The 24,966-nt window shown below is 71.2% G+C and carries 25 protein-coding genes and 1 tRNA gene; 15 read left to right on the top strand and 11 right to left on the bottom strand.

Going from position 1 to position 24,966, the window contains the following annotated elements; all coding sequences use genetic code 11:
* Positions 1–22: 22 nt before the first annotated feature.
* Positions 23–109, bottom strand: a tRNA-Ser gene (locus BN159_RS22755).
* Between the two features lie 51 nt (positions 110–160).
* On the bottom strand, positions 161–1,636 hold the full coding sequence (locus BN159_RS22750) for a S1C family serine protease (protein WP_015659352.1): 1,476 nt from the start codon (positions 1,634–1,636) through the stop codon (positions 161–163).
* 258 nt (positions 1,637–1,894) lie between these two features.
* Between BN159_RS22750 and BN159_RS22745 the strand changes: the two genes are divergently transcribed.
* The 3 genes from BN159_RS22745 to BN159_RS22735 all read left to right on the top strand — a co-directional run bounded on the left by BN159_RS22745 (position 1,895) and on the right by BN159_RS22735 (position 4,576).
* Entirely contained in the window at positions 1,895–2,704 is an 810-nt protein-coding gene (locus tag BN159_RS22745; protein WP_041819665.1) for a glycerophosphodiester phosphodiesterase, read from the top strand.
* Positions 2,705–2,874: 170 nt separating this feature from the next.
* Positions 2,875–3,501, top strand: coding sequence for an ATP-binding protein (locus tag BN159_RS22740; protein WP_078599024.1), 627 nt, complete (start codon positions 2,875–2,877; stop codon positions 3,499–3,501).
* A 109-nt stretch (positions 3,502–3,610) separates the two neighbouring features.
* Positions 3,611–4,576 carry a DUF5926 family protein gene (locus tag BN159_RS22735; protein ID WP_015659349.1) on the top strand — a complete coding sequence of 322 codons (966 nt, stop codon included), beginning with the start codon at positions 3,611–3,613 and terminating at the stop codon, positions 4,574–4,576.
* Between the two features lie 243 nt (positions 4,577–4,819).
* Here BN159_RS22735 and BN159_RS22730 read toward each other — a convergent pair whose 3' ends face one another.
* Positions 4,820–5,362: a hypothetical protein gene (locus BN159_RS22730; RefSeq protein ID WP_015659348.1), complete on the bottom strand. Its 543-nt coding sequence runs from the start codon at positions 5,360–5,362 to the stop codon at positions 4,820–4,822.
* 56 nt (positions 5,363–5,418) lie between these two features.
* Entirely contained in the window at positions 5,419–6,084 is a 666-nt protein-coding gene (locus tag BN159_RS22725) for a bifunctional DNA primase/polymerase (protein WP_015659347.1), read from the bottom strand.
* 620 nt (positions 6,085–6,704) lie between these two features.
* Between BN159_RS22725 and BN159_RS22720 the strand changes: the two genes are divergently transcribed.
* Positions 6,705–8,117: a PP2C family protein-serine/threonine phosphatase gene (locus BN159_RS22720; RefSeq protein WP_015659346.1), complete on the top strand. Its 1,413-nt coding sequence runs from the start codon at positions 6,705–6,707 to the stop codon at positions 8,115–8,117.
* Positions 8,118–8,204: 87 nt separating this feature from the next.
* The gene (locus tag BN159_RS22715; protein WP_015659345.1) at positions 8,205–9,662 is read left to right on the top strand and encodes an aminopeptidase P family protein; all 1,458 of its coding nucleotides are present in this window, start codon (positions 8,205–8,207) and stop codon (positions 9,660–9,662) included.
* Here BN159_RS22715 and BN159_RS44145 read toward each other — a convergent pair.
* From BN159_RS44145 to BN159_RS22695, 5 genes are all read right to left on the bottom strand, one after another.
* Entirely contained in the window at positions 9,652–10,419 is a 768-nt protein-coding gene (locus BN159_RS44145) for a triphosphoribosyl-dephospho-CoA synthase (RefSeq protein ID WP_015659344.1), read from the bottom strand. The two genes, BN159_RS22715 and BN159_RS44145, sit on opposite strands and share 11 nt — an antisense overlap.
* A gap of 139 nt (positions 10,420–10,558) precedes the next feature.
* Entirely contained in the window at positions 10,559–11,269 is a 711-nt protein-coding gene (locus BN159_RS22710; RefSeq protein WP_015659343.1) for an HAD family hydrolase, read from the bottom strand.
* A gap of 79 nt (positions 11,270–11,348) precedes the next feature.
* Entirely contained in the window at positions 11,349–11,837 is a 489-nt protein-coding gene (locus BN159_RS22705; RefSeq protein WP_015659342.1) for a carboxymuconolactone decarboxylase family protein, read from the bottom strand.
* Positions 11,834–12,580, bottom strand: a complete 747-nt coding sequence (locus BN159_RS22700; RefSeq protein ID WP_041819661.1) for a dienelactone hydrolase family protein — start codon at positions 12,578–12,580, stop codon at positions 11,834–11,836. Before BN159_RS22700 ends, BN159_RS22705 begins: the two co-directional genes overlap by 4 nt.
* Positions 12,511–13,020 carry a hotdog fold thioesterase gene (locus BN159_RS22695; RefSeq protein ID WP_015659340.1) on the bottom strand — a complete coding sequence of 170 codons (510 nt, stop codon included), beginning with the start codon at positions 13,018–13,020 and terminating at the stop codon, positions 12,511–12,513. Before BN159_RS22695 ends, BN159_RS22700 begins: the two co-directional genes overlap by 70 nt.
* 215 nt (positions 13,021–13,235) lie before the next feature.
* On the opposite strand from BN159_RS22695, the gene BN159_RS22690 reads away from it, so the two are divergent.
* The 9 genes from BN159_RS22690 to BN159_RS22650 all read left to right on the top strand — a co-directional run bounded on the left by BN159_RS22690 (position 13,236) and on the right by BN159_RS22650 (position 22,262).
* Positions 13,236–14,255 (top strand): AvrD family protein, encoded by a 1,020-nt coding sequence (locus tag BN159_RS22690; protein ID WP_015659339.1) that lies wholly within the window; start codon positions 13,236–13,238, stop codon positions 14,253–14,255.
* A 51-nt stretch (positions 14,256–14,306) separates the two neighbouring features.
* Positions 14,307–15,020: an AAA family ATPase gene (locus tag BN159_RS22685; RefSeq protein WP_015659338.1), complete on the top strand. Its 714-nt coding sequence runs from the start codon at positions 14,307–14,309 to the stop codon at positions 15,018–15,020.
* Positions 15,017–16,048 carry a beta-ketoacyl-ACP synthase III gene (locus BN159_RS22680; protein ID WP_015659337.1) on the top strand — a complete coding sequence of 344 codons (1,032 nt, stop codon included), beginning with the start codon at positions 15,017–15,019 and terminating at the stop codon, positions 16,046–16,048. The genes BN159_RS22685 and BN159_RS22680 overlap by 4 nt, the downstream gene beginning before the upstream one ends.
* 108 nt (positions 16,049–16,156) lie before the next feature.
* Positions 16,157–16,396: an acyl carrier protein gene (locus tag BN159_RS22675; RefSeq protein ID WP_015659336.1), complete on the top strand. Its 240-nt coding sequence runs from the start codon at positions 16,157–16,159 to the stop codon at positions 16,394–16,396.
* The gene (locus tag BN159_RS22670) at positions 16,393–17,343 is read left to right on the top strand and encodes an NADP-dependent oxidoreductase (protein ID WP_015659335.1); all 951 of its coding nucleotides are present in this window, start codon (positions 16,393–16,395) and stop codon (positions 17,341–17,343) included. Before BN159_RS22675 ends, BN159_RS22670 begins: the two co-directional genes overlap by 4 nt.
* An 86-nt stretch (positions 17,344–17,429) precedes the next feature.
* Complete coding sequence (locus BN159_RS22665) at positions 17,430–18,707, top strand: MFS transporter (protein ID WP_015659334.1); 1,278 nt, start codon at positions 17,430–17,432, stop codon at positions 18,705–18,707.
* 47 nt (positions 18,708–18,754) lie between these two features.
* Positions 18,755–20,326, top strand: a complete 1,572-nt coding sequence (locus BN159_RS22660; RefSeq protein WP_015659333.1) for an MFS transporter — start codon at positions 18,755–18,757, stop codon at positions 20,324–20,326.
* On the top strand, positions 20,323–21,852 hold the full coding sequence (locus BN159_RS22655; RefSeq protein ID WP_015659332.1) for an FAD-dependent monooxygenase: 1,530 nt from the start codon (positions 20,323–20,325) through the stop codon (positions 21,850–21,852). The genes BN159_RS22660 and BN159_RS22655 overlap by 4 nt, the downstream gene beginning before the upstream one ends.
* A complete protein-coding gene (locus tag BN159_RS22650; protein WP_015659331.1) occupies positions 21,849–22,262 on the top strand; it encodes a nuclear transport factor 2 family protein in 414 nt (137 codons plus the stop codon). The genes BN159_RS22655 and BN159_RS22650 overlap by 4 nt, the downstream gene beginning before the upstream one ends.
* Here BN159_RS22650 and BN159_RS22645 read toward each other — a convergent pair.
* Both BN159_RS22645 and BN159_RS22640 read right to left on the bottom strand, forming a co-directional pair.
* Positions 22,229–23,149 carry a helix-turn-helix transcriptional regulator gene (locus BN159_RS22645; RefSeq protein WP_078598857.1) on the bottom strand — a complete coding sequence of 307 codons (921 nt, stop codon included), beginning with the start codon at positions 23,147–23,149 and terminating at the stop codon, positions 22,229–22,231. The two genes, BN159_RS22650 and BN159_RS22645, sit on opposite strands and share 34 nt — an antisense overlap.
* A 286-nt stretch (positions 23,150–23,435) precedes the next feature.
* The gene (locus BN159_RS22640) at positions 23,436–23,888 is read right to left on the bottom strand and encodes an ATP-binding protein (RefSeq protein WP_015659329.1); all 453 of its coding nucleotides are present in this window, start codon (positions 23,886–23,888) and stop codon (positions 23,436–23,438) included.
* A gap of 223 nt (positions 23,889–24,111) precedes the next feature.
* Here BN159_RS22640 and BN159_RS22635 point away from each other — a divergent pair, with 223 nt between their 5' ends.
* Positions 24,112–24,909 (top strand): hypothetical protein, encoded by a 798-nt coding sequence (locus tag BN159_RS22635; protein WP_015659328.1) that lies wholly within the window; start codon positions 24,112–24,114, stop codon positions 24,907–24,909.
* Positions 24,910–24,966: the final 57 nt, after the last annotated feature.

Here is a 24,966-nt window from a genome sequence, read left to right as displayed (position 1 = left end):
CAGGTCAGGGGCCGTTCACCTGCGGAGGCGGTGGGATTTGAACCCACGGTGACATCGCTGCCACGACGGTTTTCAAGACCGTTCCCTTAGGCCGCTCGGGCACGCCTCCCCGCGCCGTCGTTGATCCCGGCGCGGGGACAAGAGTAACGGGTGGGGGTGGTCAGCTGTCGCCCACTCGGGAGCCGAGGGTCAGTTGGACGGTGTGGGTCTGGCCGTCTCGTTCGTAGGTGATCTCCACCTTGTCGCCGGGCTGGTGGGTCCAGATTTCGCCGATCAGGGTGGGGCCCGAGTCGATCACTCGGTCGTCGAGTTTCGTGATGACGTCTCCCGGCTTCAGGCCTGCCTTCGCCGCCGGGCCGCCCGATTCCACCGGGTCCGAGCCGCTCGCGCCCTGCTCGGTGATCTTCGCGCCGCCCGTGCCCTCCTCCAGGGAGACCGAGGCGCCGATCTTGGCGTACACCGGCTTGCCGGTCTTGATCAGCTGCTGGGCGACGTACTTGGCCTGGTTGATCGGGATGGCGAAGCCCAGGCCGATGGAGCCGGACTGGCTGGTGCCGCCCAGGCCGTTCCCGGCGGACTGGATCGCGGAGTTGATGCCGATCACGTTGCCCTGCGCGTCCAGGAGGGGGCCTCCCGAGTTGCCCGGGTTGATCGAGGCGTCGGTCTGTAGCGCGCTCATGTACGAGGCGTTCGAACCCGTGCCGTCGCTCGACGCCACCGGGCGGTTCTTCGCGCTGATGATGCCCGTCGTCACGGTGTTCGACAGACCGAAGGGCGCGCCGATCGCGATCGTCGAGTCGCCCACCGCCACCTTGTCGGAGTTGCCGAGGGTCAGCGGCTTCAGGCCCGACGGGGCGTTCTTGAGCTTGATGACCGCCACGTCGTAGCCCTGGGCATGGCCGACCACCTCGGCGTCGTACTTCTTGCCGTTCGGGAAGGTCGCGCTCACCTTGCCGCCCTCGACCGCCTCGGCGACCACGTGGTTGTTGGTGACGATGTGGCCCTCGGTGTCGAAGACGAACCCGGTGCCGGTGCCGCCCTCGCCGCTGCTGCTCTCCGCCTCGATCGTGACCGTGCTCGGCAGCGCCTGCTGGGCCACGCCCGCGATGGTGCCCGCGTCGCGCTTGATGTCGCCGCCGGTGTCGGAGGCGGAGACGGTGGTGGAGGAGCTCTCGTCGTCCTTGGCCAGGGTGTAGCCGATTCCGCCGCCGATGCCGCCCGCGACCAGCGCGGCGATCAGGACCGCTGCGAGCAGGCCGCCGCGCTTGCGGCCGGTCGACGAGGGGGCGGGGGCGGGCGTCGGCTGTTGGTACGCCGCGCCCCAGACCGTGCCCGAACCGGCGCCGCCGTTCGCGTCCCCGCCCGTCGCGGCGTAGACGGGGGTGGCGGCGTACGCGCGGTTGGCCGGCGCGGGGGGCGGCCAGGAGGCGTCCGGGGCCGACGGGGGCTGGGGGGCGGCGTACGGCTGCCCCGCCTCGGTCGGTTGCTGCTCCGCCGGTGACGTCGGAGGTACCGGCGGCAGCTGGGCCGTCGGGGCGCCGTCGGGGGTCGGCTCCGGAGCAGCGGGAGCGTCCACCGGCACGGGGGGTGCGGACGGGGCCGGGGGTACCGCGGCGCCCTCGTTCTCGGTGCTCACAGCTTTTCTCCTCGATCCACGGCGTTAGTTTTCGGTCGCACTCGGTCACGCCCGTTCACGTGTGTCGACGGCCCGGTGCGTTTCAGCTGTGCAGGTCTTTTTGTATGCCGTCAGCTTTTCCCACGGGCCGTCAGAGCACCATAAGCGGTGGCTGTGGGTCCGAGGCCTTTCTTTATATGGGTCATTACTCAGCAAAAGGGAATAATGCCATCGCCTCCCGTCGACACGCCTACCCCCACTCGGTGGCACCATGACGCGGTGACCCACGCACGGCAGCACTCGCCCCAAGTCGTCGCCCACCGCGGAGCCTCCGAGGACGCCCCCGAGCACACCCTGGCCGCCTACCGGAAGGCGATCGAGGACGGCGCGGACGCCCTGGAATGCGATGTCCGCCTCACCGCGGACGGCCATCTCGTCTGTGTCCACGACCGCCGCGTCAACCGCACCTCCAACGGCCGCGGCGCGGTCTCCGCCCTGGAGCTGGCCGAACTCGCCGCCCTCGACTTCGGCTCCTGGAAGAACCGGGACGAGGAGCCCGACTGGGAGCACCGCCCCGAGGACCGCGAGGCCACCTCCGTCCTCACCCTGGAACGCCTGCTGGAGCTGATCGCCGACGCCGGGCGCCGGGTCGAGCTGGCCGTCGAGACCAAGCACCCCACCCGCTGGGCGGGCCAGGTCGAGGAGCGGCTGCTGCATCTGCTGAAGCGGTTCGGCCTGGACTCCCCGGCCACCGCGCAGGAGTCGCCGGTCCGCGTGATGAGCTTCTCGGCGCGTTCGCTGCACCGCATGCGTGCCGCCTCGCCGACGCTGCCGACGGTCTATCTGATGCAGTTCGTCTCGCCCCGGCTGCGCGACGGACGGCTGCCCGCGGGCGTACGGATCGCAGGACCCTCGATCCGGATCGTGCGCAATCACCCCGCGTATGTCGAGCGGCTGAAGCGGGCCGGTCACCAGGTGCACGTCTGGACCGTGAACGAGCCAGAAGACGTCGACCTCTGCGTGGAACTGGGCATCGACGCCATCATCACCAACCGCCCCCGCGCGGTGCTGCACCAGCTCGGCCGCTGAGCTGCGCGAACCCATCTGTCCCGGTACCGCCTCAGTACTACCTCTGTACGACCTCTTGACCCAGTGGTCCCATCGGCCCCATCCTCCACATCTCGGCCACACCGTCGATTTCCAGCCAGGCAATTACAGGGAGTGCTCCGGCGCGTTCGTTCCGTATTCGATCGTTGCGAATGCGTCACCGGACATGGATTGGCCGGTTTCCGGTACAGGCCATTGGGGCATCCACACCGTGGCGTGGGGCGAAGGAGGTCTCGGGGGTGGCGTTGGTGGTGGCACAGGAGGTGCCCACGTCGTCGAGCATGGCCGTACCCCATGGCCCTGCGGGCGTGGGGAAAGCGAGACACCGGATGCGCGAACAATTGCGCATGGGTGGTGTGGCGGAATCGGTCATCGACGACGCCGTACTGATCCTTTCCGAGCTCTTGAGCAACGCGTGCAAACACGGCCGACCACTGGGCGACGCCCTGGCCGGGGACGGTGACGTACGGGCCGCGTGGCGGGTGGACGCCGCCGGGCGGCTCACGGTGGAGGTGACGGACGGCGGCGGGCCCACCCGCCCGGCTCCGGCCACGCCCTCGGTCACCGCGCACGGCGGCCGCGGGCTCAACATCATCACCGCGCTGGCCGACGACTGGGGTGTCCGGGACGACGCCCGGGGTGAGGTCACCGTGTGGGTCATAGTGCATGACTCCAATGCGGCTCACCGCCACCATGACTTCGCTACGCGCGTCGCCGCTCCGGCCGTCGCCTCGATCCCCGAACTGGACTTCGCGGACGCCTTCGACGACCTGGACTGACCCGGGCGACGGAGGGGACAGCGACGCGTTGTCCACAGGGTCGCGTCGGTCATGGCGTGAACAGCTAGGCTCCCGCCGTACGAGACGAGCCGTTTCCGGGAGACCCCTCATGGCCAAGAAGCGCCCCCAGACGAAGGCCACGCGGCCACAGCTCACCGACGGAGAGATCCCGGTCGTCGGCGCGCGCGAGCCCTGCCCGTGCGGCAGTGGCCGCCGCTACAAGGCGTGTCACGGCAAGGCGGCCGCCGAGGCCGTGACCGAGTTGGTGCAGCGCCCCTTCGAGGGGCTGCCCGGCGAGTGCGACTGGGTCGCCCTGCGCGAGCTGGTGCCCGCCGCCACCGTCACGCTGCCGCTGAAGGGCGGTCTGCCCGAGGGCGTTCCCTCCGTCACGCTCGCGACCGTGCTGCCGATGGCCTGGCCCGCGCTGCGCCGCGACGACGGCTCGGTCCTGCTGGGCCTCCAGAACGACACGGCGTCCGGCGACATCAGCCGCGACCTCGCCGACACCCTCCAGCGCGCCCTTGAGTCCAAGCCCGGCTCCCCGGTCCAGGCCCGGCGTGCCCCGGCCGACGGTCCGCGACTCCAGGATCTGCTCGACGCCGATGGCACGTTCGAGCCAGTTGTGCACGCGGGCTTCGAGTTCTGGGTCCCGGACGCGGAGAACGCCACCCCGGAGGTCACCGCCTCCCTGGAGCGGGCCAACGCCGCCGCCATCCCGACCGTGCGGCTGACCGGCGTGGACGCCGCGTACTGGTGCGAGACGCCGGACAAGAACCACCTGCGCTGGGTCATGCCGTACCCCGAGGAGCAGCTTCTGGACGCACTCGCGCGGCTGCACGCGGCCGGGAAGTCCAACCTCGGCGAGGGCACCCGTCTGGTGGGTTCCTTCCGCGCTCATGGCCTGACGGTGCCGGTCTGGGACCTGCCGAGCGGGATCGGCGCCCAGGACGTGGAGAAGCCGGCCGCCGAGTTCGCCGAGCGGCTCACCGCCGCCCTCGCGGCCGACGCCCCGCTCACCGCGGACGAGCGCCGCGCGCGGGGCGGCCTGACCAACCGCCAGGTCACGCTCAGCTGACGCACAGGAAGAAGCTCCCCGCGGCTGACCGACCGGTCAGCCGCCAGGGGGGCGCTCGAAACTGGTGAATCCGATCACAACTCCCCGTCGGCACAGGGAAATCGGTGACCGGAAAGCCCAGATCGAATTTGCGAACGGCCGATCTCTTGTTACCGTTCCAGTAGCCCGGTTGCTGGTGCATCCCCCGTCGCCAGCAACCGGGTCTTTGCATGGGCACGGAACTGTACAGAGCGCGGCAGGTCGTCAACCGCCGGTGGACGCACCGGAATTGCTGCCGGAACGCAGCAACAGCGGGCCCTGTCCGGCGTGGGACGCGAACTCCGCGACCGCCGTGTAGCCGTCCAGGTCGCCCCGGGTCCGCTCGCGAGGCGTCTCGCAGGTGCCCGGCTCGTCCTCGGCGCCCACCGCGCAGCGCATCTGCACGGTGCGCCCGGCCGGACCCATCAGGCTCAGCACCGAATCCAGCGCCCCGCCGGTGGTGTTGCGGTAATAGGTGCGCGCCCAGGTCTCCTCGCCCTGCGTGAGCACACAGGTCTGTGCCTCGATGCCCTCGGGGGAGGTCAGTTCGGGTCCGCAGCGGGCGGCGGTGGCCAGGCCGAGGCCGAGATTCAGCGGCGAGGGGGAGGACGCCTTCGCATCGGCGGGCACGGAAGAAGTGGGCGCGGGGGAGGCGGGCGCCGTGACCCGGCCGCTCTCTTCGCCGACCTGCCCCGCGGACGCCACGGCCAGCGGCAGCGCCACCGCGCACACCGCGACGCCCGCAAGGGCAAGAAGACGCAGGTTCATGAGACGGAAGATAACGACGTGAGGCGCGCGCCCCGTCCGGCGCGCGCCCGACACCCTTACAACTCGGGTGCGCTCACACCCGTACGAGTGAGGGCCTCCACCACGGCGTCCACCACGGCCTCCACGTCCGGTACCCACGGGGAGGCCGAGCCGGGCAGCGGCGCGCGCTCCCAGCCGATGGCACCCTGACCGGTCTCGGAGGGGGGCAGGGCGAGATAGCCGCCCGAGCCGTGGAAGCGCAGGGAACCCGGGACGAAGTCCTTGGCGTAGAGCAGTTCGCCCAACTGCTCCATGGAGTACGGCTTGACGAGCAGCGCCCAGCGGGTGGGCGAGGCGATCACGGGGCCGAGCCGCATGCCGTTGCGGTCGAGCGCGGCCAGGGCCTGGGCGGCCGGCAGGGCGGGCAGGCTGACCGCGCAGGGCGCGTTGCCGCCGGTGGCCAGGACGATGGGTGCCGCCGGGCGGTTGGTCCACCACCAGCGCACCATGCGCTCGTCGGTGGTGGCCGCGAGGAGGCCGGGGTCGAAGGGGTGCGCACCGGGCACCGTGCACTCCGGGTCGGGGCAGCCGCAGCGGGACCGCCCCTGCGGGTCCGCCGTCACACCCGGGAGTACGGGCCACTGCCATTGAGTCGCGAAGGTCAGGGCCGCGCTGAGCAACTCAGGCCTCCCGTCGCTGCGCTGGGACAGGAGCCTGCGTCGCCTTCCGAGGATCTCGCGCATGAGCGCTCGTTCCTTTCCGTTGCACCGCTGGCAACACCGTGGTCCACATCACACCATGTGTCGATCACTTCACTGTGCGTACCTGTTGGCGCATCACACCCCTGCTGCGAGCAAGGGGAACCCCTATGGGCCGAGCGTTGGCTGCGTCCGCGGCAGCCTCGTCCATACCTGCGTCTATCAAAAGCATGGGCGTGGCGTGGGGTGGCGAAGTCTGGCGTTTTGCCGTCCCGCGTATTTCTCTTCGCCTCCGCCACGGGAGGATGGGGCACGGTCGTCGGTGGCTAAGACGCCCGGGTCCGCCACCAGGTTCCGGGTGACTGTCAACCACCCCTGGCCTTCTCCGAGTACGTACCCATCACGACCGCTGTGACGCTCCGTGGAGCAAGGCCAGTCGACCGCAATAAGGCGTTCCCTGAGGCAGTTTTAAGCCAACTTTGCCTTTCCGCAAGGGGTCGGGGAGATGTGCGCTCGTTACCCATGGACACCAGGAATCCCGGCAGGACAATGCTGGACATCCCCTCACGAGTGCGTGTACATGTGGAGACACTGTAGCGGCGCAGAATGACATGGGGGTTTGCGATGCTTTTGAGCAATACGCACCGGTCGGAAAGCCGGACGACATGAACGCCCCTCACCCTCCGAAAGTGGCCGGAATCGATTCAACGGTTCCCTCGCCCGCACACACTGTCGCGCCCGCGCCCGTGGCCTCGGAGCCCACAGTCACCACTCCCGTCACAGTCGCGGCCACCCCCGGCGCCCCCGGACTGCTCCTCCAGGACCGGCTCGCAGGCTGGGTCTCCGACCTCACCACGCTCCATGAACTCACCGAGCGGCTGGCTCGAACGGCCTCCTTGTCAGACGCCCTCCAGGAGCTGCTGCGCGCCGGGTCCGCCCTCGTCGGCGCCCGGCGCGGACTCGTCGTGCTGGAGCCCGCCGACGGACGGGGCCCGGACACCACGGTCGGCCTGGGCCTCGCCCGCGCGGACCTCGGGCACATCGAGACCGTGCCGCGCGGCTCCATGTCGTACGGCAGGATCCTCGACGGACTGCCCGGCGGGGACGGGGAGATCGCGCAGCCCGATCTGTTCGCCGAGGACGGTCTCGACCCGCGCCATCGCGAGGTGGCCGCGCGCCTCGGCTATGCCGCGAGCTACGCACTCCCCCTGCACACCGAGACCGCGGGCCGGCTCGGGGCCGCCGTATGGCTCTACGACGAGCCCGCCGAGCCGTCGGAGCGGCAGCGGCACCTCGTCGGTCTGTACACGCGCTACGCCACCGAGCACCTCGCCCGGCTGCTGGAGGTCGAGCGCACGCGCGCGTGCATGGCGACGATGTCCGAGGAGCTGCTCCCCTCCCGGCTGCCCCGGGTGCCCGGGGTCCAGCTCGCCGCCCGACACCGCACCGGGCCGCTGGGCGGCGGCGACTGGTACGACGCGCTGCCGCTGCCGGACGCGGCGCTCGGGCTCGCGGTCGGCTCGGTCACCGGATCGGGGCCGAGCGCGGTCGCCGCGATGGGGCGGCTGCGGGCCTCGCTGCGGGCGTACGCCGTGATGGAGGGCGAGGACCCGGTGGCGGTCCTGTCCGATCTGGAGCTGCTGCTGCGGCTGACCGAGCCCGCCCGCTCGGCGACCGCGCTGTTCGCGTACTGCGAACCCGCGCTGCGCAAGCTCACCCTCGCCGGGGCCGGGCACTGCCCGCCGCTGCTGATCGGCGAGCGGCGCACCGAGTTCGTGGAGACCTCCGTCTCCGCCCCGCTCGGCATGCTGGCCTGCTGGGAGGCGCCGAGCGTGGAGCTCCAGGCGGAACCCGGAGAGACGGTTCTGCTCTACACCGACGGGCTGCTGCACCGTACCGGCGACGCCACGGACCGGGCCTTCGCGCGGCTGCACACGGCGGCGGCGAGCGTGCCCCGGGCGATCCGGAACGACCCGGACGCCATCGCGGAGCACGTCCTGCGCACGGTCCTGCCGGACGGTCTTGACGCGGCGGACAGCGCCGAGGACGTGGTGCTGCTGGCGGCCCGCTTCGAGTGAGGTCGGTAACAGGTCCTCGGGCCCTGGGCCCCCTTCCGTGCAACCGTACGATGGAGGGGGTCCAGTGCCGTATCAAGGAGGATGACCGTGGCGGAAGAGCTCACGCCGGAGACCCCGGAAGAGTCTGAGGAGCCGATCAAGCAGCGCAAGAACGGCCTGTACCCGGGCGTGTCCGACGAGCTGGCCGAGAACATGAAGTCCGGCTGGGCCGACACGGAGCTGCGCGATCTGGCGGCGATCCCTCAGGCCGCCGAGACGGCCAAGCGGCGCGCCGCCCTGTCGGCCCGCTTCCCGGGCGAGCGTCTGGTGATCCCCGCGGGCAATCTGAAGACCCGCTCGAACGACACGGAGTACCCCTTCCGGGCCTCGGTCGAGTACGCCTACCTGACCGGCAACCAGACCGAGGACGGCGTCCTGGTCCTGGAGCCCGTCGCCGACGGCCACCAGGCGACGATCTACCTGCTGCCCCGCTCCGACCGCGAGAACGGCGAGTTCTGGCTCTCCGGCCAGGGCGAGCTGTGGGTCGGCCGCCGGCACTCGCTGACCGAGGCCGGGACGCTGTACGGCATCCCGGCGTCGGATGTGCGCGAGCTGGCGGACAAGCTCCGCGAGGCGACGGGTCCGGTGCGTGTCGTACGGGGCTACGACAGCGGCATCGAGTCCGCGCTGACGGACAAGGTCACCGCCGAGCGGGACGAGGAGCTGCGGGTCTTCCTGTCCGAGGCGCGGATGGTCAAGGACGACTTCGAGATCGGCGAGCTCCAGAAGGCCGTCGACTCCACGGTGCGCGGCTTCGAGGACGTGGTGAAGGTCCTCGACAAGGCCGAGGCCACCTCCGAGCGCTACATCGAGGGCACGTTCTTCCTCCGGGCGCGGGTCGAGGGCAACGACGTCGGCTACGGCTCCATCTGCGCGGCCGGGCCGCACGCCTGCACGCTGCACTGGGTGCGCAACGACGGCCCGGTGCGCTCCGGCGACCTGCTCCTGCTGGACGCGGGCGTGGAGACGCACACGTACTACACCGCGGACGTGACGCGCACGCTGCCGATCAACGGCACGTACACCGAGATCCAGAAGAAGATCTACGACGCCGTGTACGAGGCCCAGGAGGCCGGGATCGCGGCGGTGCAGCCCGGCGCGAAGTACCGGGACTTCCATGACGCCTCGCAGCGGGTGCTGGCCGAGAAGCTCGTGGAGTGGGGCCTTGTCGAGGGCCCCGTGGAGCGGGTCCTGGAGCTGGGCCTCCAGCGGCGCTGGACGCTGCACGGCACCGGCCACATGCTCGGCATGGACGTCCACGACTGTGCGGCGGCGCGGGTGGAGACGTACGTCGACGGCGTGCTCGAGCCGGGGATGTGCCTGACGGTCGAGCCCGGCCTGTACTTCCAGGCCGACGACCTGACGGTGCCGGAGGAGTACCGGGGCATCGGGGTCCGGATCGAGGACGACATCCTGGTGACGGAGAACGGCAACCGGAATCTGTCTGCTGGGCTTCCTCGGCGGTCGGACGAGGTCGAGGCGTGGATGGCTTCGCTCAAGGGCTGAGTTCTTCCAGGAACAGTGCCCCCGCCAGTAGGCCCGCGCTCCCCCGGGGCGTCCAGCCTCGGGTGTGCAGGTCTGTGGTCAGTGCCGTCAGGGCTTTTGCCCCGGCGGCACTTTCTGTTCCGCCTGCCTCCAGGACCTCTCTCGCGCCTGCCTGTACGTGTCGTAGACCTGATGGGCCCGCCGTGTACAGCAGTTCTGTGTCCTGGAGGGTGGACATGATGGTGAGCAGGGCGTTCAGGCGGGACTGAGGCATTGGGGTGCCGGCGGTGAGGGCGTCCAGTGCTCGCCGTACGTGTGGGAAGCCCGCGCGGGCCTCTCCCCTTGCGCCGGCCGCGCCGTACTTCGCGGACACCGATGAACCCCTGGAAGGTCTGCGCGGGGCTCCCTTGTCGGGGAACGCGGCGATGCGCTTTGCCGTGGCTGTGGGCTCGGTCGGGTTTATCGCCGCTGCCGCCACCAGTAGGCCCAGTGTCCACAGGGCGCCTCGGTGGCCGCCGCCTGCAAGCGTTACGGAGTGTTCTGTGCAGCGGCCGATCGCGCCCAGTTCCGCGCGTAGGCCTGGAGTTGGCTCGCCGGTTCGGCGGGCCGCTGCTGCCATTGCTGCGAGGCCGGGAGTCAGGGACTTTGCCGACCAGCGCAGGGTGTGGTGGGTGGGGTGGGAGCGGTCCGGGAGGCCCGGTTTCGAGGTCAGGGCCAACTGGTCCGTCAGCGCGGTGACCGCTGCCCGCGCCAGTGCTTCGTCCTCGCGGCTCGTCATCTTCGTACCTACGACGATGACGAGGGGGCGTCGTTCGCGGTCGAGCCGTCCTCGCTCTCCACCGCCAGGGCGCGGCGGTGGGTGGTCGAGGTGTCCTTGTGGTTTCCCGTCATGGGCGTGAGCGTAGGGACGGCTGCCGTCAGGGACGTGGGTGGCGGCTGTGTGCCAGTTGAGAGTCCTGCGGGAGGTGGTGGCGGGGCCAGACCGTCCAGCCGTGGCGGCGGGCCTGTTCTCGCATCTCCGGGTCCTCGCCCACCACCACCGCCCGGCCCGTCATGCGCAGCAGCGGGAGGTCGGAGGTGTGGTCGCCGTAGGACGTGGAGGTGGGGAGGTCCAGGCGGGCCGTGGTCGTCAGGGTGCGGACCGCTTCCGCCTTTGCCTCGCCGATCATCGGGCGCTCCACCCGGCCGGTGTATCTGCCGTGCGCGGTCTCCGGGTCCGAGCACACCACGACGTCGGCGTCGAGGTACCGGGCTATCGGGGCCAGGCAGGCCCGGAAGGAGCCGGAGACCAGCACGATCAGGTCCCCCGCGTGCTGGTGCGCGCGCAGCGCCTCGACCACCTGCTCGTTGAAGAAGTCGCCCCGGTCCAGTTCGGCGCGGAACCATTCCTCGGCCAGCGCCGCGATCTCGCGGACATCGGCTCCCGCGTACGAGGCGAAGTAGGCGCGGTTGGTCTCCGCGCGCGGCACCCCCGCCGCCGTCATGGCCTTCAGGCGCTGGCGTTCGTAGCGGTACGCCGACGGGGGATGGCCCTCCGCGGCCAGCCGGAACTCCAGGAACCGGAACATGCTGGTGACGTTGATGACGGTGCCGTCGACGTCGAGGAACGCGGCTGTGCGTCGTCGCAAAACGTCCTCCGTGAGATCTGGAAGGCACCCGCCCCGCGCGGGCCGACGGGGGGTGAGGGCACGCGCGGGGCGGGAGCTGTCAGCCGGCCGCCGCGCTCTCGGCCACGGCCGGTTCGGCGTCCGCCGGTTCGGCCACCGGCAGCAGCCCCCGCTCGGCGAACACCCGCTTGGCCGTGCTCAGTCCGTTGAAGGTGCGCGGGAAGCCGACGAAGGCCAGGCCGTGCACGAGGGCGTCCACCACCTCCTGCGGCTCGACGCCCGCGTTCAGGGCGAGGTTGAGATGGAAGGCGAACTGGCGCTCCGTGTCACCGAGCGCGGTCAGCAGCGCCAAGGTCACCAACTGCCGCTGCCGGTCGTCCAGTCCGCCCCGGCCGTAGAGGTCGCCGAAGACGAACTCGGCGACATAGCGGCCCATGTCGGGGGCCACGTCGGCCAGCGCGGTGAAGATCGCGTCACCCGAGTCGCCGAGTTCGAGCAGCTTGGCGTGACCGCGCTCGAAGCGGGGGTTGCCGCGCTGCTCGTCGCGAATATCGCGGGTACTGCGGGTACCGCGGACCTCGCTGGTCATGCGGCCGGCTCCGCGTGGCGCGCCGTGAAGTCCAGCAGCCGCTGCCACGCGTCGGCGCTGATGTCCTTCCACTCCGGGGAGCCGCCGTCGAAGAAGGAGTGCGGGGCGCCGTCGTAGATCTTGTACTCGTAGGCCTTGCCCGCGTCGTCCAGCTTGCCGCGGAAGGCCGTGAAGTCCTCCTGGGTGGTGGCGACGTCGTCGCCCGCGAGGAGGAGCAGCAGCGGGGCGGAGATGTCCGGCAGGCGGTCCTCGGCGAGGCCGGGAAGGCCGTAGAAACCGATGGAGCCCGCCAGTTCGAGGCCGCTGCCCGCGAGCCGCCAGGAGTGGCCGCCGCCGAGGCAGAAGCCGACCGAGAAGACGGTGACGCCCGGGTTCTGCTCGGTGAGGTGGGCGATCGCGGCCGCGGCGTCCTCGGCCACGCTGTCCGGCACCAGCTGCTTGAAGTGCGGCTGCCACTCGAACTCGTCGTCGCGCGGCCCGAGTCCGGCCGTACGCCCGTAGTAGTCGAGGACGACGGCGGCGAACCCGGCCTCGGCGAACCGGCGGGCCAGCTCCTGGTAGTAGGCGTGGACGCCGCGGATGTCCGGCAGGATCACGACGCCGCGTCCGTTGGGCTCACCCGGCCGCGCTTGGAAGGCGGTGAACGCCGTTCCGTCCTGGGAGGTCAGCTCGATCAGCCCCTCCTCGGCCACGCTGCCGGGGTTCTCGACGGCGGGGGGCCTGCTGTCGGTGCTGTGGCACATGGGGTGTTGGCCTCTCTTCGATGGTGATTGCGGACGCTCACGGCGCAGGTCAGCCGGGCGGTGCAGGTGCGTCGACCGGAGCTGTCGGTGATGACGATCTCGTAGGTGGCGGTGGTCCGGCCCTCGTGCAGGGGACGGGCCTCACCGGTCACCGTGCCGCCGGCCACCCAGCGGTGGTGGGTGCAGGACAGGTCCAGGCCGACCGCGTGGCCGCCGGGTCCGGTGTACAGGAACGCGGCCAGGGAGCCCAGGGTCTCCGCCAGTACGGCGTTGGCGCCGCCGTGCATGATGCCGACGGGCTGCCGGTTGCCGTCCACGGGCATGGTGCCGATGACCAGTCCCGGCTCGCAGCGCACCAGCTCGATCCCCATCTTGGAGACGAGCTGCTGGTGTCTGAACTCGGGAGTCACGGCCCAGGGGCCGAGCGTGCTGACGGACATGGCTGCCTCCCCGTGTGCGGCACGGGAATCCGTGACCGCGAACACCCACGACGCTAGTCAATTCCGCCCGGCCCGGAAAAGGTCGGCAACTGGTGGTGTCCAGGGTGGTGTTGGCAGTAACCGCATGAACCGACTCACGTTGCGGCGAAAATTTTCGGCTAGCTTCGAACCCACCAAGAAGCGGACCGAGAAAAAGGGAGTGCGCGTTGACTGGAATGCTGCCCGCCAAGGAATTACTCCTCGACTCGGTCGACGACTATCTGGGGCCCGGCGAAAAGAGATTCTTCGGTTCCGGATTCCGGCGCGTGCAATACCGCTACGACAAGGTCGAGCTGACCGGCGGCCGGGACGCGCCCACGGAACTGGGCAGCCGGCTGGACGTCGTGTACCCGGCCGACTGGTCGAGGAAGGCGAAGACGCGCGGTGATCTGCGTCCGCATCTGAGCACCGTCGACGGGCTGATCATCGCCGTGCACCTGAGCGAGGCCGCCCTCACCCACGCGCTGGGCCTGGGCCCGGAGAGCCGGCGCGCGGGACGGGTGCTGTCGGTGCGGATCAAGGCGGGCAGCCAGCCCGACGAGGAGCTGACCGGTCTTCCGGTGCGCACCACCGTGCTGGGCGTGCCGGTCCCGGAGGGCGAGGACGAGGCGGTGTCCCGGCTCCAGACCATGGTCGGAGCGATGCGGGTCCGTACCGACCTGCGCCATCCGCTGCCCGCGGACACCTCCCGCAACCCGGTCGCCACGGCCGCCTACAGCTGCCCGGCGGAGCTGCTCGGGCCGGTGGAACGGCAGTACTACGGCACCGGGTTCGCGGCCCGGACGCAGAGCGTGCGCAAGGTCGCGGTGCGGGTCGCCGAGGCGCACGCCTCCGCCGTCGTGGACGTGGCCCAGGAGCCCGGCAGCGTGCTGGCGACCGAGGGCACCGAGGGGCTGTACCAGCCGTTCGTCGGGCTGATCGACACCTTCGTGACGAGCCTTCAGCTCGGCCAGATCCTGCTGTACGAGACCGACGGGATCTCCCGCGGCGCCAGCAACACGCTGTGGATGCGCACGACCGTCTTCCAGGCGAGCGCGGAACCCGAACCCATCCGTTACGAGACCCCGCTCGATGTACGGCTGGAGAACAGCACGTTGCTACGACGGGACGAAGAGACCTGGCGGGCCGCCGACATTGTCGGCCGACTCGCCGGAAACACCGTGCGCTGTTCTGTCGCGCACCGGCTGACCGACTGATTTACCGGCCACCTTTCAGAACCCGGCCACATTTCAGAACTGGAGCCTGTCATGCGTATCGCCATATCCGGCACCTACTCCTCCGGTAAGACCCTCACCTCCTACGCCCTCGCGCATTACGTGGGAATTCCGCGCACCCGGGCCCGCACCATGCGGGAGCTGCTGCCCGAGGCCGTGCCCGGCAAGACCCTGGAGCAGTGCACCGCGGCCGAGCTGGTCCAGCTGATCGTCCGCCGCCATGTGGACCGGGCCGTCCACGAGAGCCGCTTCGAGGGCTCGTTCATCTCCGACGGCTCCTCCCTCCAGGAGTGGATCTACGGCGCGGTGCGCGTCGTCGTCGGCATCAACCCCAATGACTCCGTGCACCTCAGCGAGCTGGAGAGCGTCGAGCGCACCGCGGACATCCGGGTGTTCGACGCGGTCATGGAGCAGCTGGGCGTCGCCTTCAAGCAGCACGTGAAGCAGACGTACGACGTCTTCGTGCACCTTCCCAACGAGCTGGCGCTGGCCGCCGACGGGCACCGCCCGGTCAACGAGCGGTTCCGTTCCATGGCCGACGAGCGGCTGCTGGAGGTCGCCGCCGAACTCGGCATCCCCGCGCACGTGGTGGGCGGCACCGTCGAGGAGCGGCTGGTCGAGATCGCCCGGCTGTTCGACCTGCCGGCGCTGATGTCGCCCGAGGAGGCCATCGCCAAGGCGCAGGCCGAGTACGAGGCCCTCGACATGCGCACCGAGTCCGACCGGGCGTCGGTGATCGTGCGATGACGGCACCCACCGCCGTTCTCGCGGGCCTCGGTTCCGCACTGCCGCCCCGGGTCGTCACCAACCACGACCTGACCGCCCGGATGGACACCTCCGACGAATGGATCCGCACCCGCACCGGCATAGCCGAGCGGCGGATCGTCGACCCCGGCGGCGCCACCAGCGACCTCGCCATCGAGGCCGGCCGGCGGGCCCTGGACTCGGCGGGCGGCCCGGACGTCGGGGCGGTGGTGGTCGCCACCGCCACTCCGGACCACCCGTGCCCGGCGACCGGTCCGACCGTCGCCGCGGGCCTCGGGCTCGGCACCGTCCCCGCCTTCGACGTGGGGGCCGTCTGCTCGGGCTTCCTGTACGCCCTGGCCACCGGCGCCGGGCTGATCGCCGCCTCGGTGGCGGACAGCGTGCTGGTGGTCGGCGCCGACGCCTTCACCACCATCGTCGACCCCTACGACCGCAACACCGCGCCGATCTTCGCCGACGGCGCCGGCGCGGTGGTGCTGCGCGCGGGGCGGGCCGACGAGCCGGGCGCGCTGCGCCGTACCGAACTCGCCAGTGACGGGATGCAGGCCGATCTGATCCGGGTGGCGGCCGGGGGTTCGAGGCAGCGCAGCCATCACAGCGCGGCGCTGCGCGAGGACCAGTACCTCACCATGCGCGGCGGCGAGGTGTTCAAGAACGCGGTGCTGCGGATGACGGAGGCGTCCCGGACCGTCCTGGACCGCACCGGCTGGTCCACCGCCGAGGTGGATCTCCTCGTCGGCCACCAGGCCAACGTGCGCATCCTGCACGCCGTCGCCGAACAGCTCGGGATCGGCCAGGAGCGGGCGTACGTGAACATCGGCCACACCGGCAACACGGCCGCGGCCTCCATTCCGCTGGCCCTGGACGACGCCCACGGCGAGGGGCGGCTGCGCGCCGGGGACAAGGTGCTGCTGACCGCCTTCGGCGCCGGCACGACCTGGGGCGCGATCACCCTGACCTGGCCGGAGGGCCTTCAGTACCGCGGCGCTGCCGGCTCGGCCGCCGCCTGACCTTCTTCGCCGCCCCCCACCCAGCCCGGCGACGCCCGCACACCGTTCACCCCCGCCTCAACCGATCCACGCATGCCCCGGAGCACGGCTCCGAGGAGGGAGTACGAGATGCCTGTCACGGCTTATCCCGGACTGGTCGCGTTCATTGCCGACAAGGCCGAGATCCCCATCGAGGAGGTCGATCCGGAGCGGACTCTGGAGGACCTCTCGCTTGACTCGCTCACGCTGATCGAGATCGCCCTGTACATCCAGCGCGCGTACGGCATCGAAGTGCCGGAGGGCGATCTGGTCCTCGGCCAGAAGCTGTCCGAGTGGGCCGCCTATCTCGACGAGCGGAGCGGCCGATGACCGCCGTACCGATGAATGCCGCCGTCACCACCGGGGTCGGCGCCCCGGACGTGCTGCGCCTGACCGAGGTCGAGCGCCCGCAGCCGCTGCCCACCGAGGTGCTGGTGCGGGTCTCGGCGGCGGGTGTGAACCCCGTCGACTGGAAGATCCGCGCCGGAGTGTTCCCGTCCGGCGCCCTGGGCGCCCCGCCGTTCGTGCAGGGCTGGGATGTCGCGGGGGTCGTGGAGTCCGGGCCCCGGGTGACCCGGTTCGAGCCCGGCGACGAGGTGTTCGGCCTCATCGGCTTCCCCCGGCCGGGCGGGGCGTACGCCGAGTATGTGACCGCGCCCGCACGGCAGTTCGCCCGCAAGCCCGAGGGGCTGAGCTTCGAGGAGGCGGCCGCGCTGCCGCTGGCGGGGCTCACCGCCTGGCAGACGCTGGTGGAGACCGCGCGCATCGGCCTCGGCGACAAGGTGCTGGTCACCGCGGCGGCGGGCGGCGTCGGCCATCTCGCCGCCCAGATCGCCCGGTCGCACGGCGCCGAGGTCACCGGCACCGCCCGCGCGGAGAAGCACGACTTCCTGCGCGAGGTCGGCGTGGACCACCCGGTCGATTACACGGCGGGTCCGCTGCACCACACGGTCACCGGGCAGGACGTCGTCCTCGATCTGCTCGGCGGGGAGCACAGCTTCGACCTGCTGCGCACCCTGCGCCCGGGCGGCCTGCTGATCACCGTGATCGGGCACGTCAGTCCCGAACTGACCACCCTCGCCGCGAGCTTGGGCGTCCGGGTGACCGGCTTCCTGGTCGAGCCCGACCACGCCGGGCTCGAAGCGCTCGCCACGCTGGTCGAGGCGGGGCGGCTGAAGGTGCGCGTGGACCAGGTGTTCAAGCTCGCCGAGGCCGCGAAGGCGCACGAGTACGGCGAGTCCAACCGCACCACCGGAAAGATCGTGCTGGTTCCATGACGACACCCATCGCCGCGATCCGCTCGGCCGGAGGCCGTATCGCCAGGCTCCGTCCGGCAGTTCAGGTCCGCCGGAAGGAACGGCACATGGCAGCCGTGTCGAGCGGCGGCGATGGGGCTGCCTCAGCCCCGGCCTCGGCTTCGGCCTGGGTCGAGGGAACCCATGCCGGCCCGGGGGCGCTGCGCCCGGCCGGTGGACTGCCGGACCGGCTGGTCACGGTGTTCGCCGTGGCCGCCGGTCTGGCGGTGGCCAACATCTACTACGCGCATCCCCTGCTCACCTCGATCGCCTCGGCGTTCGGCGTCGGCAGCACCGCCGCGTCCCTGGTGGTCACGGCGTCCACCGCCGGGTACACCGTGGGCCTCGCTTTGCTGGTGCCGCTCGGCGACACGGTGAACCGGCGCCGGCTGCTGGTGGCCATGCTGCTGGCGACCGCCCTGGGGCAGGCCGCGTCGGCCGCCGCGCCCTCGGTCGCCGCACTGGTCGTGCTGTCCGGTCTGATGGCGGTGTCGGCGGTGGGCGCCCCCCTGTTGGTGGCGTTCGCCGCCGCGCTCGCCAAGCCCGAGCAACGCGGCCGGGTCACCGGCCGGATGCTCAGCGGGGTCCTCCTCGGCGTCCTGCTCGCCCGCACCGGCGCGGGCCTGCTGGCCGAGTGGACCGGCAGCTGGCGCTCGGTGTTCGCGGTCGCTGCGGTGGGGATGCTGGTGCTCGCGGCGCTGCTGTGGCGGCTGCTGCCCGACCTCGAACCCGCCGAGCGGCTCGGCTACTTCGCCCTGCTGCGCTCGGTGGTCTCGGTGGTCGGCCAGGAGCCGCTGCTCCGGTTGCGCTGCCTGTACGGCTTCCTCACCTTCGCCTCCTTCAGCGTCTTCTGGACCTCGGCGGCGTTCCTGCTGGCCGAGCCGCCGTACGCGTACGGCGAGGCCCTGATCGGCGCGTTCGGGCTGCTGGGGGCGGCCGGGGCGCTGGCCGCGCGGGCGATGGGGCCACTGGTGGACCGCGGCCGGGACCGGCTGGCCTCGACCCTGCTGTACGCCGCGAACCTGGCCGCCTGGGGGCTGCTCGCCCTGGACGGGGGGCACCTGCTGGTGTGCCTGGTGCTCGGGGTGCTGCTGCTCGACTTCGGTGTGCAGGGCGCCCAGGCGACCAACCTCGGCGTCCTTTACCGGCTGCGTCCCGAGGCCCGCAGCCGGATCACGATGGCCTACATGACCGCCTATTTCCTGGGCGGCGCGGCGGGTTCGGCGCTCTCGGGCGTCGTGCACTCCGCCGCCGGGTGGGCCGGAGTGTGCGCGGCCGGGGGCGGCCTTGCCGCGCTCGTGCTGCTGCTGTGGGGCGTCGAGCAGGCGCGCATGCCACGGCCGTAGCGCATCGGCTTCTGCGAGTCCCTCCACACCTCGAATCTGGAGTTCCTGTGTCCACTCCTTCGACGGGTGCCCTGCGCTCCCGTCCCGTCCTCACTCTGCTCGCGGTCTGTGTCTCCTGCGGACTGCTGCCCGCTTCCCTGACCGGAACCTCCGTCGCCCTGCCCGACCTCGGCAGCGATCTGGACGCCTCGCTGGTGACCGTGCAGTGGGTCGTCAACGCCTACAACCTCACCTTCGCCAGCGTGATGCTGGTCGCCGGATCGCTCGCCGATCTGCTCGGCCGCCGCCGGATGTTCACGCTCGGCCTGATCGTGTTCGTGCTGTGCACGGCCGGTTGCGCCCTCGTCTCCGAGGTCGTGCTGATCGACGTGCTGCGTGGCGCGGCCGGTGTCGGCGCGGCGATGGTGCTCACCGCGGCGACCGCGCTGCTCGCCCAGGCCTACGAGGGCGCGGCCCGGGCGCGGGCGTTCGGTTTCCTCGGCTCCTCCTTCGGGCTCGGACTCGCCCTCGGCCCCTCGCTGTCCGGGCTGCTCGTCGGGGCCTGGGGCTGGCGCTCGGTGTTCCTGGCCCATGCCGCCGTCGCCGCGGCCGTCCTGCTGCTGCGCCCGGCGCTGGCCGAGTCCCGCGACCCGGAGGCCTCCGGCGTGGACTACGCCGGCGCGACCACCTTCAGCGGCGCCCTGTTCGCCTTCACCCTCGCCCTGGTCGAGGGCCCGCAGCTCGGCTGGGCCCACCCGGTCGTACTGGCCCTCGCGGTCCTGTCCGTCGTCCTGATGACGGCGTTCGTGCGGATCGAGAAGCGGCGGGCGCGGCCGATGCTGGAGCTGTCGCTGCTGCGGGAGCCGAAGTTCGCCGCGGTCAGCCTGATGCCGGTGCTGCTGGCCTTCGGCTTCGTGTGTCTGCTGGTGTTCCTGCCGTCCTTCTTCATCGGGGTCAACGGCATGAGCTCGCAGCGGGCCGGTCTGACCATGCTGCTGCTCAGCGGCCCGGTGCTGGCCCTGCCCGTGATCAGCGGGGTGCTCGCGCGCAAGGTCTCCGCCTCGGTGCTGCTCGGGGTGAGCCTGCTGCTGGTGGCGGGCGGCGCGGCCTGGCTCACCGTCCTCGACCAGCACTCCACGACCGCCGCGATCGCCGGTCCGCTGCTCGTCATCGGCACCGGCGTCGGCATCTCCTTCGGTCTGCTCGACGGCGCCGCGATCGGTGCCGTGGAGGCGAGCCGGGCGGGCATGGCGGCCGGACTGTTCAACACCATGCGGCTGACCGGCGAGGCCGTCGCGATCGCCGGGATGGGCTCGGTGCTGGTCAGCATCGTCCAGGGCAACCTCGACCACCCCGAGGGCTGGGAGGGCGGCGTCGGCGACCTCGCCAACCGGGTCGTGCAGGGCGAGATCAGCGCGGCCGCCGACGAGGTGCCCGCCGCCCAGCAGGCCGACTTCATCGCCTACGTCTCGGACGCCTACACCTCCGCCCTGCACACCGTGCTGTGGCTGCTCGCCGCCGTGTGCGCGCTGGGCGCCCCGCTGATCATGCGGATGCTGCGCCCCGCCCCGGCCGAGAAGACCACGGCCGCCGCCGAACACGACACCCGGGAACCGATCACGATGGGAGAGACCTCATGAGCAAGCCCGAGACGAGCGGGCCCGACAGCAGGCCGGTGCTGGTCGTCGGCGCGGGCCCGGTCGGCCTGACCGCCGCCGCCGAACTGGCCCGCCGGGGCACCCCGGTGCGCCTGGTGGACAAGACCGACGCGCCCAGCCCGCTGACCAAGGCGCTGATGGTGTGGCCCCGCACCCTGGAGGTGTTCCGCGGCCTCGGCGCCACCGCATACATCGACAAGCACGGTCTGCCCGTGCACTCTTTCCGCTACAACTCCGGCACCGACCCGATCTGCGACATCGTCTTCGGCGACCGCACCCGCCCGATGGTGATCGTCCAGCCGGACGTCGAGGAACTGCTGCGCGAGGCGTTCACCGACTTCGGCGGCCGGATCGAGTGGCGCACGGAGCTGACCCGGCTGAGCCAGGACCCGGACGGCGTGCTGGCGACCCTGCGCTCCCCGGACGGCACCGAGTCCACCGAGGAGTTCGCCTACGTCATCGGCGGCGACGGCGCGGGCAGCATGGTCCGCAAGTCGCTGGGTGTGGAGTTCAAGGGCGCCACCTATCCCAACGTGTTCATCCTCGCCGACACCGCGATCGACGGGGACCTCCAGCGGGACGCCGTGCACTACTACTGCACGAAGAACGGGATCATGGTCCTGGTCCCGCTCTACAACGGCCGCTTCCGCGTGTTCACCGCGGGCCCGCCCGGCATGCGCCCCGAGGACCTCACCGAGGAGGTCCTCCAGGACTTCGTCGACAAGCGGGGCCCCGGCGGCCTGAAGCTGTACGACGTCTCCTGGCAGACCACGTTCTCCATCCACGCCCGGCACGCCGAGCGGTTCCGCGCCGGACGGGTCTTCCTCGCGGGCGACGCTGCGCACATCCACAGCCCGGCGGGCGGCCAGGGCCTGAACACCGGGGTGACCGACGCCCACAACCTCGCCTGGAAGCTGGCCCTGGTGCACCGCGGCGCGGCCGCGCCGGGGCTGTTGGACAGCTACGGCGTGGAGCGCGCCGCGGTCGCCCAGGGCGTGGTGAAGCAGGCCGAGGTGCAGACGAAGGCGTGGATGCTCGCCAAGCGCTGGCAGATCGCGCTGCGCGATGTCTCGGCGCGGTTCGCCGAGCGCTCCGGCGTCTTCGATCGCTTCTACTCGCCGTGGCTGGCGGGTCTGACCAACCACTACCCGGCCGGCCCCGCCGTCGACGAGGACCGGTCCGGACGGCTGCGCCGCCCGAGCAACCGCAACGGCCATCTGCTCTCGGACGACGCCCTGCGCGAGTCCCTGCCGGTCGACCGCTACACACTGCTCGTCTCTCTCCCGCCCACCGGCACCCGCCCGCCCCGGCTGACCGAGCTGACCGAGACGTACGGCGGTCTGCTGACGGTGCGCTCGGCGCCGGGCCGGCGCTTCTCCGCCGTCCTGGTCCGCCCGGACCACTATGTCGCCGCCCAGGACACCACCCCGGAACTGACCCGGATCCACGGCCATCTGGCCACGCTGGCCCCGGCCGGCAGCCTCACCAAGGAAGGACACAGCGCATGACGCAGCATTCGGTCCGCTCCACCGCGGACACCGTCCAGGAGTTCTTCAACCGGTTCGGAGTGGGTGATCTGCCCGGGCTGCCGGAGCTGTTCGCCGAGCGGACGGAGCTGGTGGTGGCGGGCGCCCCCGTCGTCCCGTGGACGGGGCACCTGGTCGGCCGTCATGAGGTGGAGGGGTACTTCCAGCGCTTCGTGGCCGCGGTGGACACCCAGCGCTTCGACGTCGAGCGCATCGCCGTGGACGGGGAGGACGCCTTTGTCCTCGGGGAGTTCAGCCACAAAATAGTCTCGACCGGCAAGTCGTTCTCGGGCCCCTTCGCGATCCGGATCACGGTCCGCGACGGCCTCATCCAGCGGTATCAGACCTTCGAGGACTCCTACGCGGCCGCGACGGCGTTCGACGGCAGCTGATCGTCGTCATCTCCCGCGCCGTCCTCGCCCGGCCGGTCCGGATCGTCCGGACCGGCCGCGGCGAAGAAGGCGTCCAGCTTGTCGCGCGTCTCCTGCACCGTCGGCATGTGCAGGACCAGCTGGACCTCGTGGTCGGCGGCGAGTTCCCATTCGTGCACGTCGAAGCTGAGCACTCCGGCGCTGTCGTGGCTGATCTCCTTGGTCCGGCTCGTGGCGGGTTCCAGCACTTCGTGGCCGCCCCACAGTTCGGCGAACTCCGGGCTCCTGTCGTTGAGCTCGTCGAGGATGCGCTCGACCTCCGGGCGGCCGAAGCAGTCGGCCACGTCCGCGCGGAAGCGGGCGACCGTGCTGCGGGCGAGCGCGTCGGCATGGGCGTAACGCTTGCGGCAGGTGGGGTCGGTGAAGAACTCCACCAGGATGTTCCCGCCGGGCCCCGGAAAGCCCAGGAACTCGGGAACGGCCGAGTTGGCGGCCAGGATGTTCCAGCTGCGGTCCCGGACCAGCGCCGGGTTGGGAAACCAGTGGTTTACGATCTCGGCCAGCCGCTCGGGGTCGGCGGGACCGCTGTCCGCCCGCTGGTCGACGTCGGGTGTCTTCAAGCCGGCGAGCCGGTACAGGTAGATCTCCTCGGCGGGGTTGAGCCGTAGCGCTCCGCTGATCGCGCCGAGGACCGATTCGGAGACGTTGATGTCCCGGCCCTGTTCCAGCCAGGTGTACCAGGATGTGCCGACCCCGGCGAGGACGGCCACTTCCTCTCTGCGCAGTCCGGGAGTACGTCGGCGACCCGAGGCACTGAGCCCGACTTCCGCCGGGGACAGTCGCATTCGCCGGGTCCGTAGAAAGTGAGACAACTCTTCAAGTTGACGCTTTCGGCGACCTATCGTCATGAATCACGAGGCTGTATGAAGGGCAATAACCAGTCAAGCAAAAGCTTCGTCAAGAGTGGCCGGAAAGCGTCAGCTCAGCTGCAACACCCCAGAGAACAGCAGGTCTTGAGCCGTCCTCGACGGCTCTTCGAGCGGGCCGCGTGACTAAATCCAGCCCTTGATGAAGGCGGATTTCGGACCTCCACTTCAGGCCATCGGCGATTTCTGATTCGCGGTTCACATACCTCACTGCCGCTTTCCGGAAATGGTGACGCAAAACACTGGCCGATCACCGCTGGACGACCGTCTAGACGGCCATCAAAGGCGAGGCGTCCTTCCGCCACTTGAGGATCTTGTCGAAGCTCACCACCGCGCCACCGAGCCCCGGTTCGGTGCCGATGTGGACGTGGTCCGCGAGCTCCTGGATGAGATAGAGCCCCCGCCCGTCCTCGGCCTCCATGGACATCGGACGCGAGTCCCGGCTCACCCCGCCGAAGCCGGGTCCGGAGTCGGCGACCTCGATCCGGCAGGTCTCGCCGTCCAGATACGCGGTGACCCGGTACGCCTCACCACCGCCGTCGCGCCCGATGCCCCCGCCGTGCTCCACGGCATTCGCACACGCCTCGCTCAGCGCGATGGACAGGTCGTACGACACGTCCGGGTCCACGCCCGCGCTCTCCATGGTGCCGAGCAACAGCCGCCGGGCGAGCGGAACGCTCGCAGCCTCACGCCGCAAATGGAGTGACCACCAGATGCTCATGCTCCAGCCTCCCGGCCGCGGCTCGACATACCGTTACGTATTGCCGCCCACGCCCGGGTGTAAGCACATCGTTGACGTGATACCGCCCATATGGGCGATGCGCGGGAAGTCGTCAACGGTGTATGTGGGACTGGTTCACCCCAGAGGGGGACCTTCCGCTCGTAGGCCACCTTGCGGACCTGCCGTATGAGGGCCGTAAGGCCGGTGCGATGATGGGGCCGCCATGAGTGCCCCCCACCAGCGCACGGCGCGCCCCGGACGTGACGTCCGGATCCTGCGGGCCGCGGTGTTCGCCGCGGTCTGTGTCGTGCTGGCCGCGGGCGGACACGCACTCGGCTCCTGCGCCTCGATACCGCTGTGGACACTGGGCGCCGGATTCCTCGCGGTCCTCGCGGTCGCCGTACCGCTCGCCGGTCGTGAGCGCTCGATGCCCGGCATCGCGGCCCTGCTCGCGCTCGGACAGACCGTCCTGCACACCCTGTTCGGGCTCGGCCAGCACGGGGCGGACGCCGGCTCGGCCGCCACCGCCTCCGACGCCTCGCTCGTCGCGCAGGCCGCGCGGCTGGTCTGCGGCACCACGGCGGCGGCCATCAGCCCCGCCCAGGCCCACAAGATCCTCACCGAGGCCCGGCTCAGTCCTGCCCCCCTCCAGGCGCACCACCCGGCCGAGACCGTCACCGACTCCGCGTCGCTGCTGCCGTCCCTGCCGATGCTGCTCGGCCATCTGCTCGCGGCCCTCGCCGCCGGCTGGCTGCTGCGCCGCGGCGACCTGGCCCTGCGCCGCCTGATCGGCCTCTCGGCCCACTCCCTCGCCGAGGGTGCGGCCGTACGGTCCCTGCGCGCGGCCCTCGCCCTGGTCCGCACCCTGCGGGCCGGGCTCCCGGACCTGCCCGGCACGGGCCCGCGCCGGCCGCGCACCGCCCTGCTCGCGGTCCCCGAGCCCCGCACCGCGGCGCTCCAGCACACGGTGATCCGGCGCGGCCCGCCCCCCGCCGTACCCGCACTCGTGCTCGCCGCCTGACGCGACGCGTCCACCGCTGGGAGATCCGTTCGGATTCCGGTAGGGGCCGCCGTCGTG

It is taken from the genome of Streptomyces davaonensis JCM 4913 (assembly GCF_000349325.1).
GTDB lineage: Bacteria > Actinomycetota > Actinomycetes > Streptomycetales > Streptomycetaceae > Streptomyces > Streptomyces davaonensis.
The sequence above is the reverse complement of the archived record's forward strand: the minus strand, read 5'-3'. Positions and strand labels throughout refer to the sequence as shown.

What these genes read in the sequence shown, in the direction of transcription:
- BN159_RS22700 (WP_041819661.1), bottom strand. Translation starts at nt 12,580, where the DNA reads ATGTGCCACAGCACCGACAGCAGGCCCCCCGCCGTCGAGAACCCCGGC.
- BN159_RS22675 (WP_015659336.1), top strand. Translation starts at nt 16,157, where the DNA reads ATGCCTGTCACGGCTTATCCCGGACTGGTCGCGTTCATTGCCGACAAG.
- BN159_RS22645 (WP_078598857.1), bottom strand. Translation starts at nt 23,149, where the DNA reads ATGACGATAGGTCGCCGAAAGCGTCAACTTGAAGAGTTGTCTCACTTT.
- BN159_RS22725 (WP_015659347.1), bottom strand. Translation starts at nt 6,084, where the DNA reads ATGCGCGAGATCCTCGGAAGGCGACGCAGGCTCCTGTCCCAGCGCAGC.
- BN159_RS22695 (WP_015659340.1), bottom strand. Translation starts at nt 13,020, where the DNA reads ATGTCCGTCAGCACGCTCGGCCCCTGGGCCGTGACTCCCGAGTTCAGA.
- BN159_RS22650 (WP_015659331.1), top strand. Translation starts at nt 21,849, where the DNA reads ATGACGCAGCATTCGGTCCGCTCCACCGCGGACACCGTCCAGGAGTTC.
- BN159_RS22665 (WP_015659334.1), top strand. Translation starts at nt 17,430, where the DNA reads ATGGCAGCCGTGTCGAGCGGCGGCGATGGGGCTGCCTCAGCCCCGGCC.
- BN159_RS22690 (WP_015659339.1), top strand. Translation starts at nt 13,236, where the DNA reads ATGCTGCCCGCCAAGGAATTACTCCTCGACTCGGTCGACGACTATCTG.
- BN159_RS22635 (WP_015659328.1), top strand. Translation starts at nt 24,112, where the DNA reads ATGAGTGCCCCCCACCAGCGCACGGCGCGCCCCGGACGTGACGTCCGG.
- BN159_RS44145 (WP_015659344.1), bottom strand. Translation starts at nt 10,419, where the DNA reads ATGACGAGCCGCGAGGACGAAGCACTGGCGCGGGCAGCGGTCACCGCG.
- BN159_RS22680 (WP_015659337.1), top strand. Translation starts at nt 15,017, where the DNA reads ATGACGGCACCCACCGCCGTTCTCGCGGGCCTCGGTTCCGCACTGCCG.
- BN159_RS22705 (WP_015659342.1), bottom strand. Translation starts at nt 11,837, where the DNA reads ATGACCAGCGAGGTCCGCGGTACCCGCAGTACCCGCGATATTCGCGAC.
- BN159_RS22735 (WP_015659349.1), top strand. Translation starts at nt 3,611, where the DNA reads ATGGCCAAGAAGCGCCCCCAGACGAAGGCCACGCGGCCACAGCTCACC.
- BN159_RS22730 (WP_015659348.1), bottom strand. Translation starts at nt 5,362, where the DNA reads ATGAACCTGCGTCTTCTTGCCCTTGCGGGCGTCGCGGTGTGCGCGGTG.
- BN159_RS22720 (WP_015659346.1), top strand. Translation starts at nt 6,705, where the DNA reads ATGAACGCCCCTCACCCTCCGAAAGTGGCCGGAATCGATTCAACGGTT.
- BN159_RS22670 (WP_015659335.1), top strand. Translation starts at nt 16,393, where the DNA reads ATGACCGCCGTACCGATGAATGCCGCCGTCACCACCGGGGTCGGCGCC.
- BN159_RS22655 (WP_015659332.1), top strand. Translation starts at nt 20,323, where the DNA reads ATGAGCAAGCCCGAGACGAGCGGGCCCGACAGCAGGCCGGTGCTGGTC.
- BN159_RS22740 (WP_078599024.1), top strand. Translation starts at nt 2,875, where the DNA reads ATGCGTCACCGGACATGGATTGGCCGGTTTCCGGTACAGGCCATTGGG.
- BN159_RS22685 (WP_015659338.1), top strand. Translation starts at nt 14,307, where the DNA reads ATGCGTATCGCCATATCCGGCACCTACTCCTCCGGTAAGACCCTCACC.
- BN159_RS22640 (WP_015659329.1), bottom strand. Translation starts at nt 23,888, where the DNA reads ATGAGCATCTGGTGGTCACTCCATTTGCGGCGTGAGGCTGCGAGCGTT.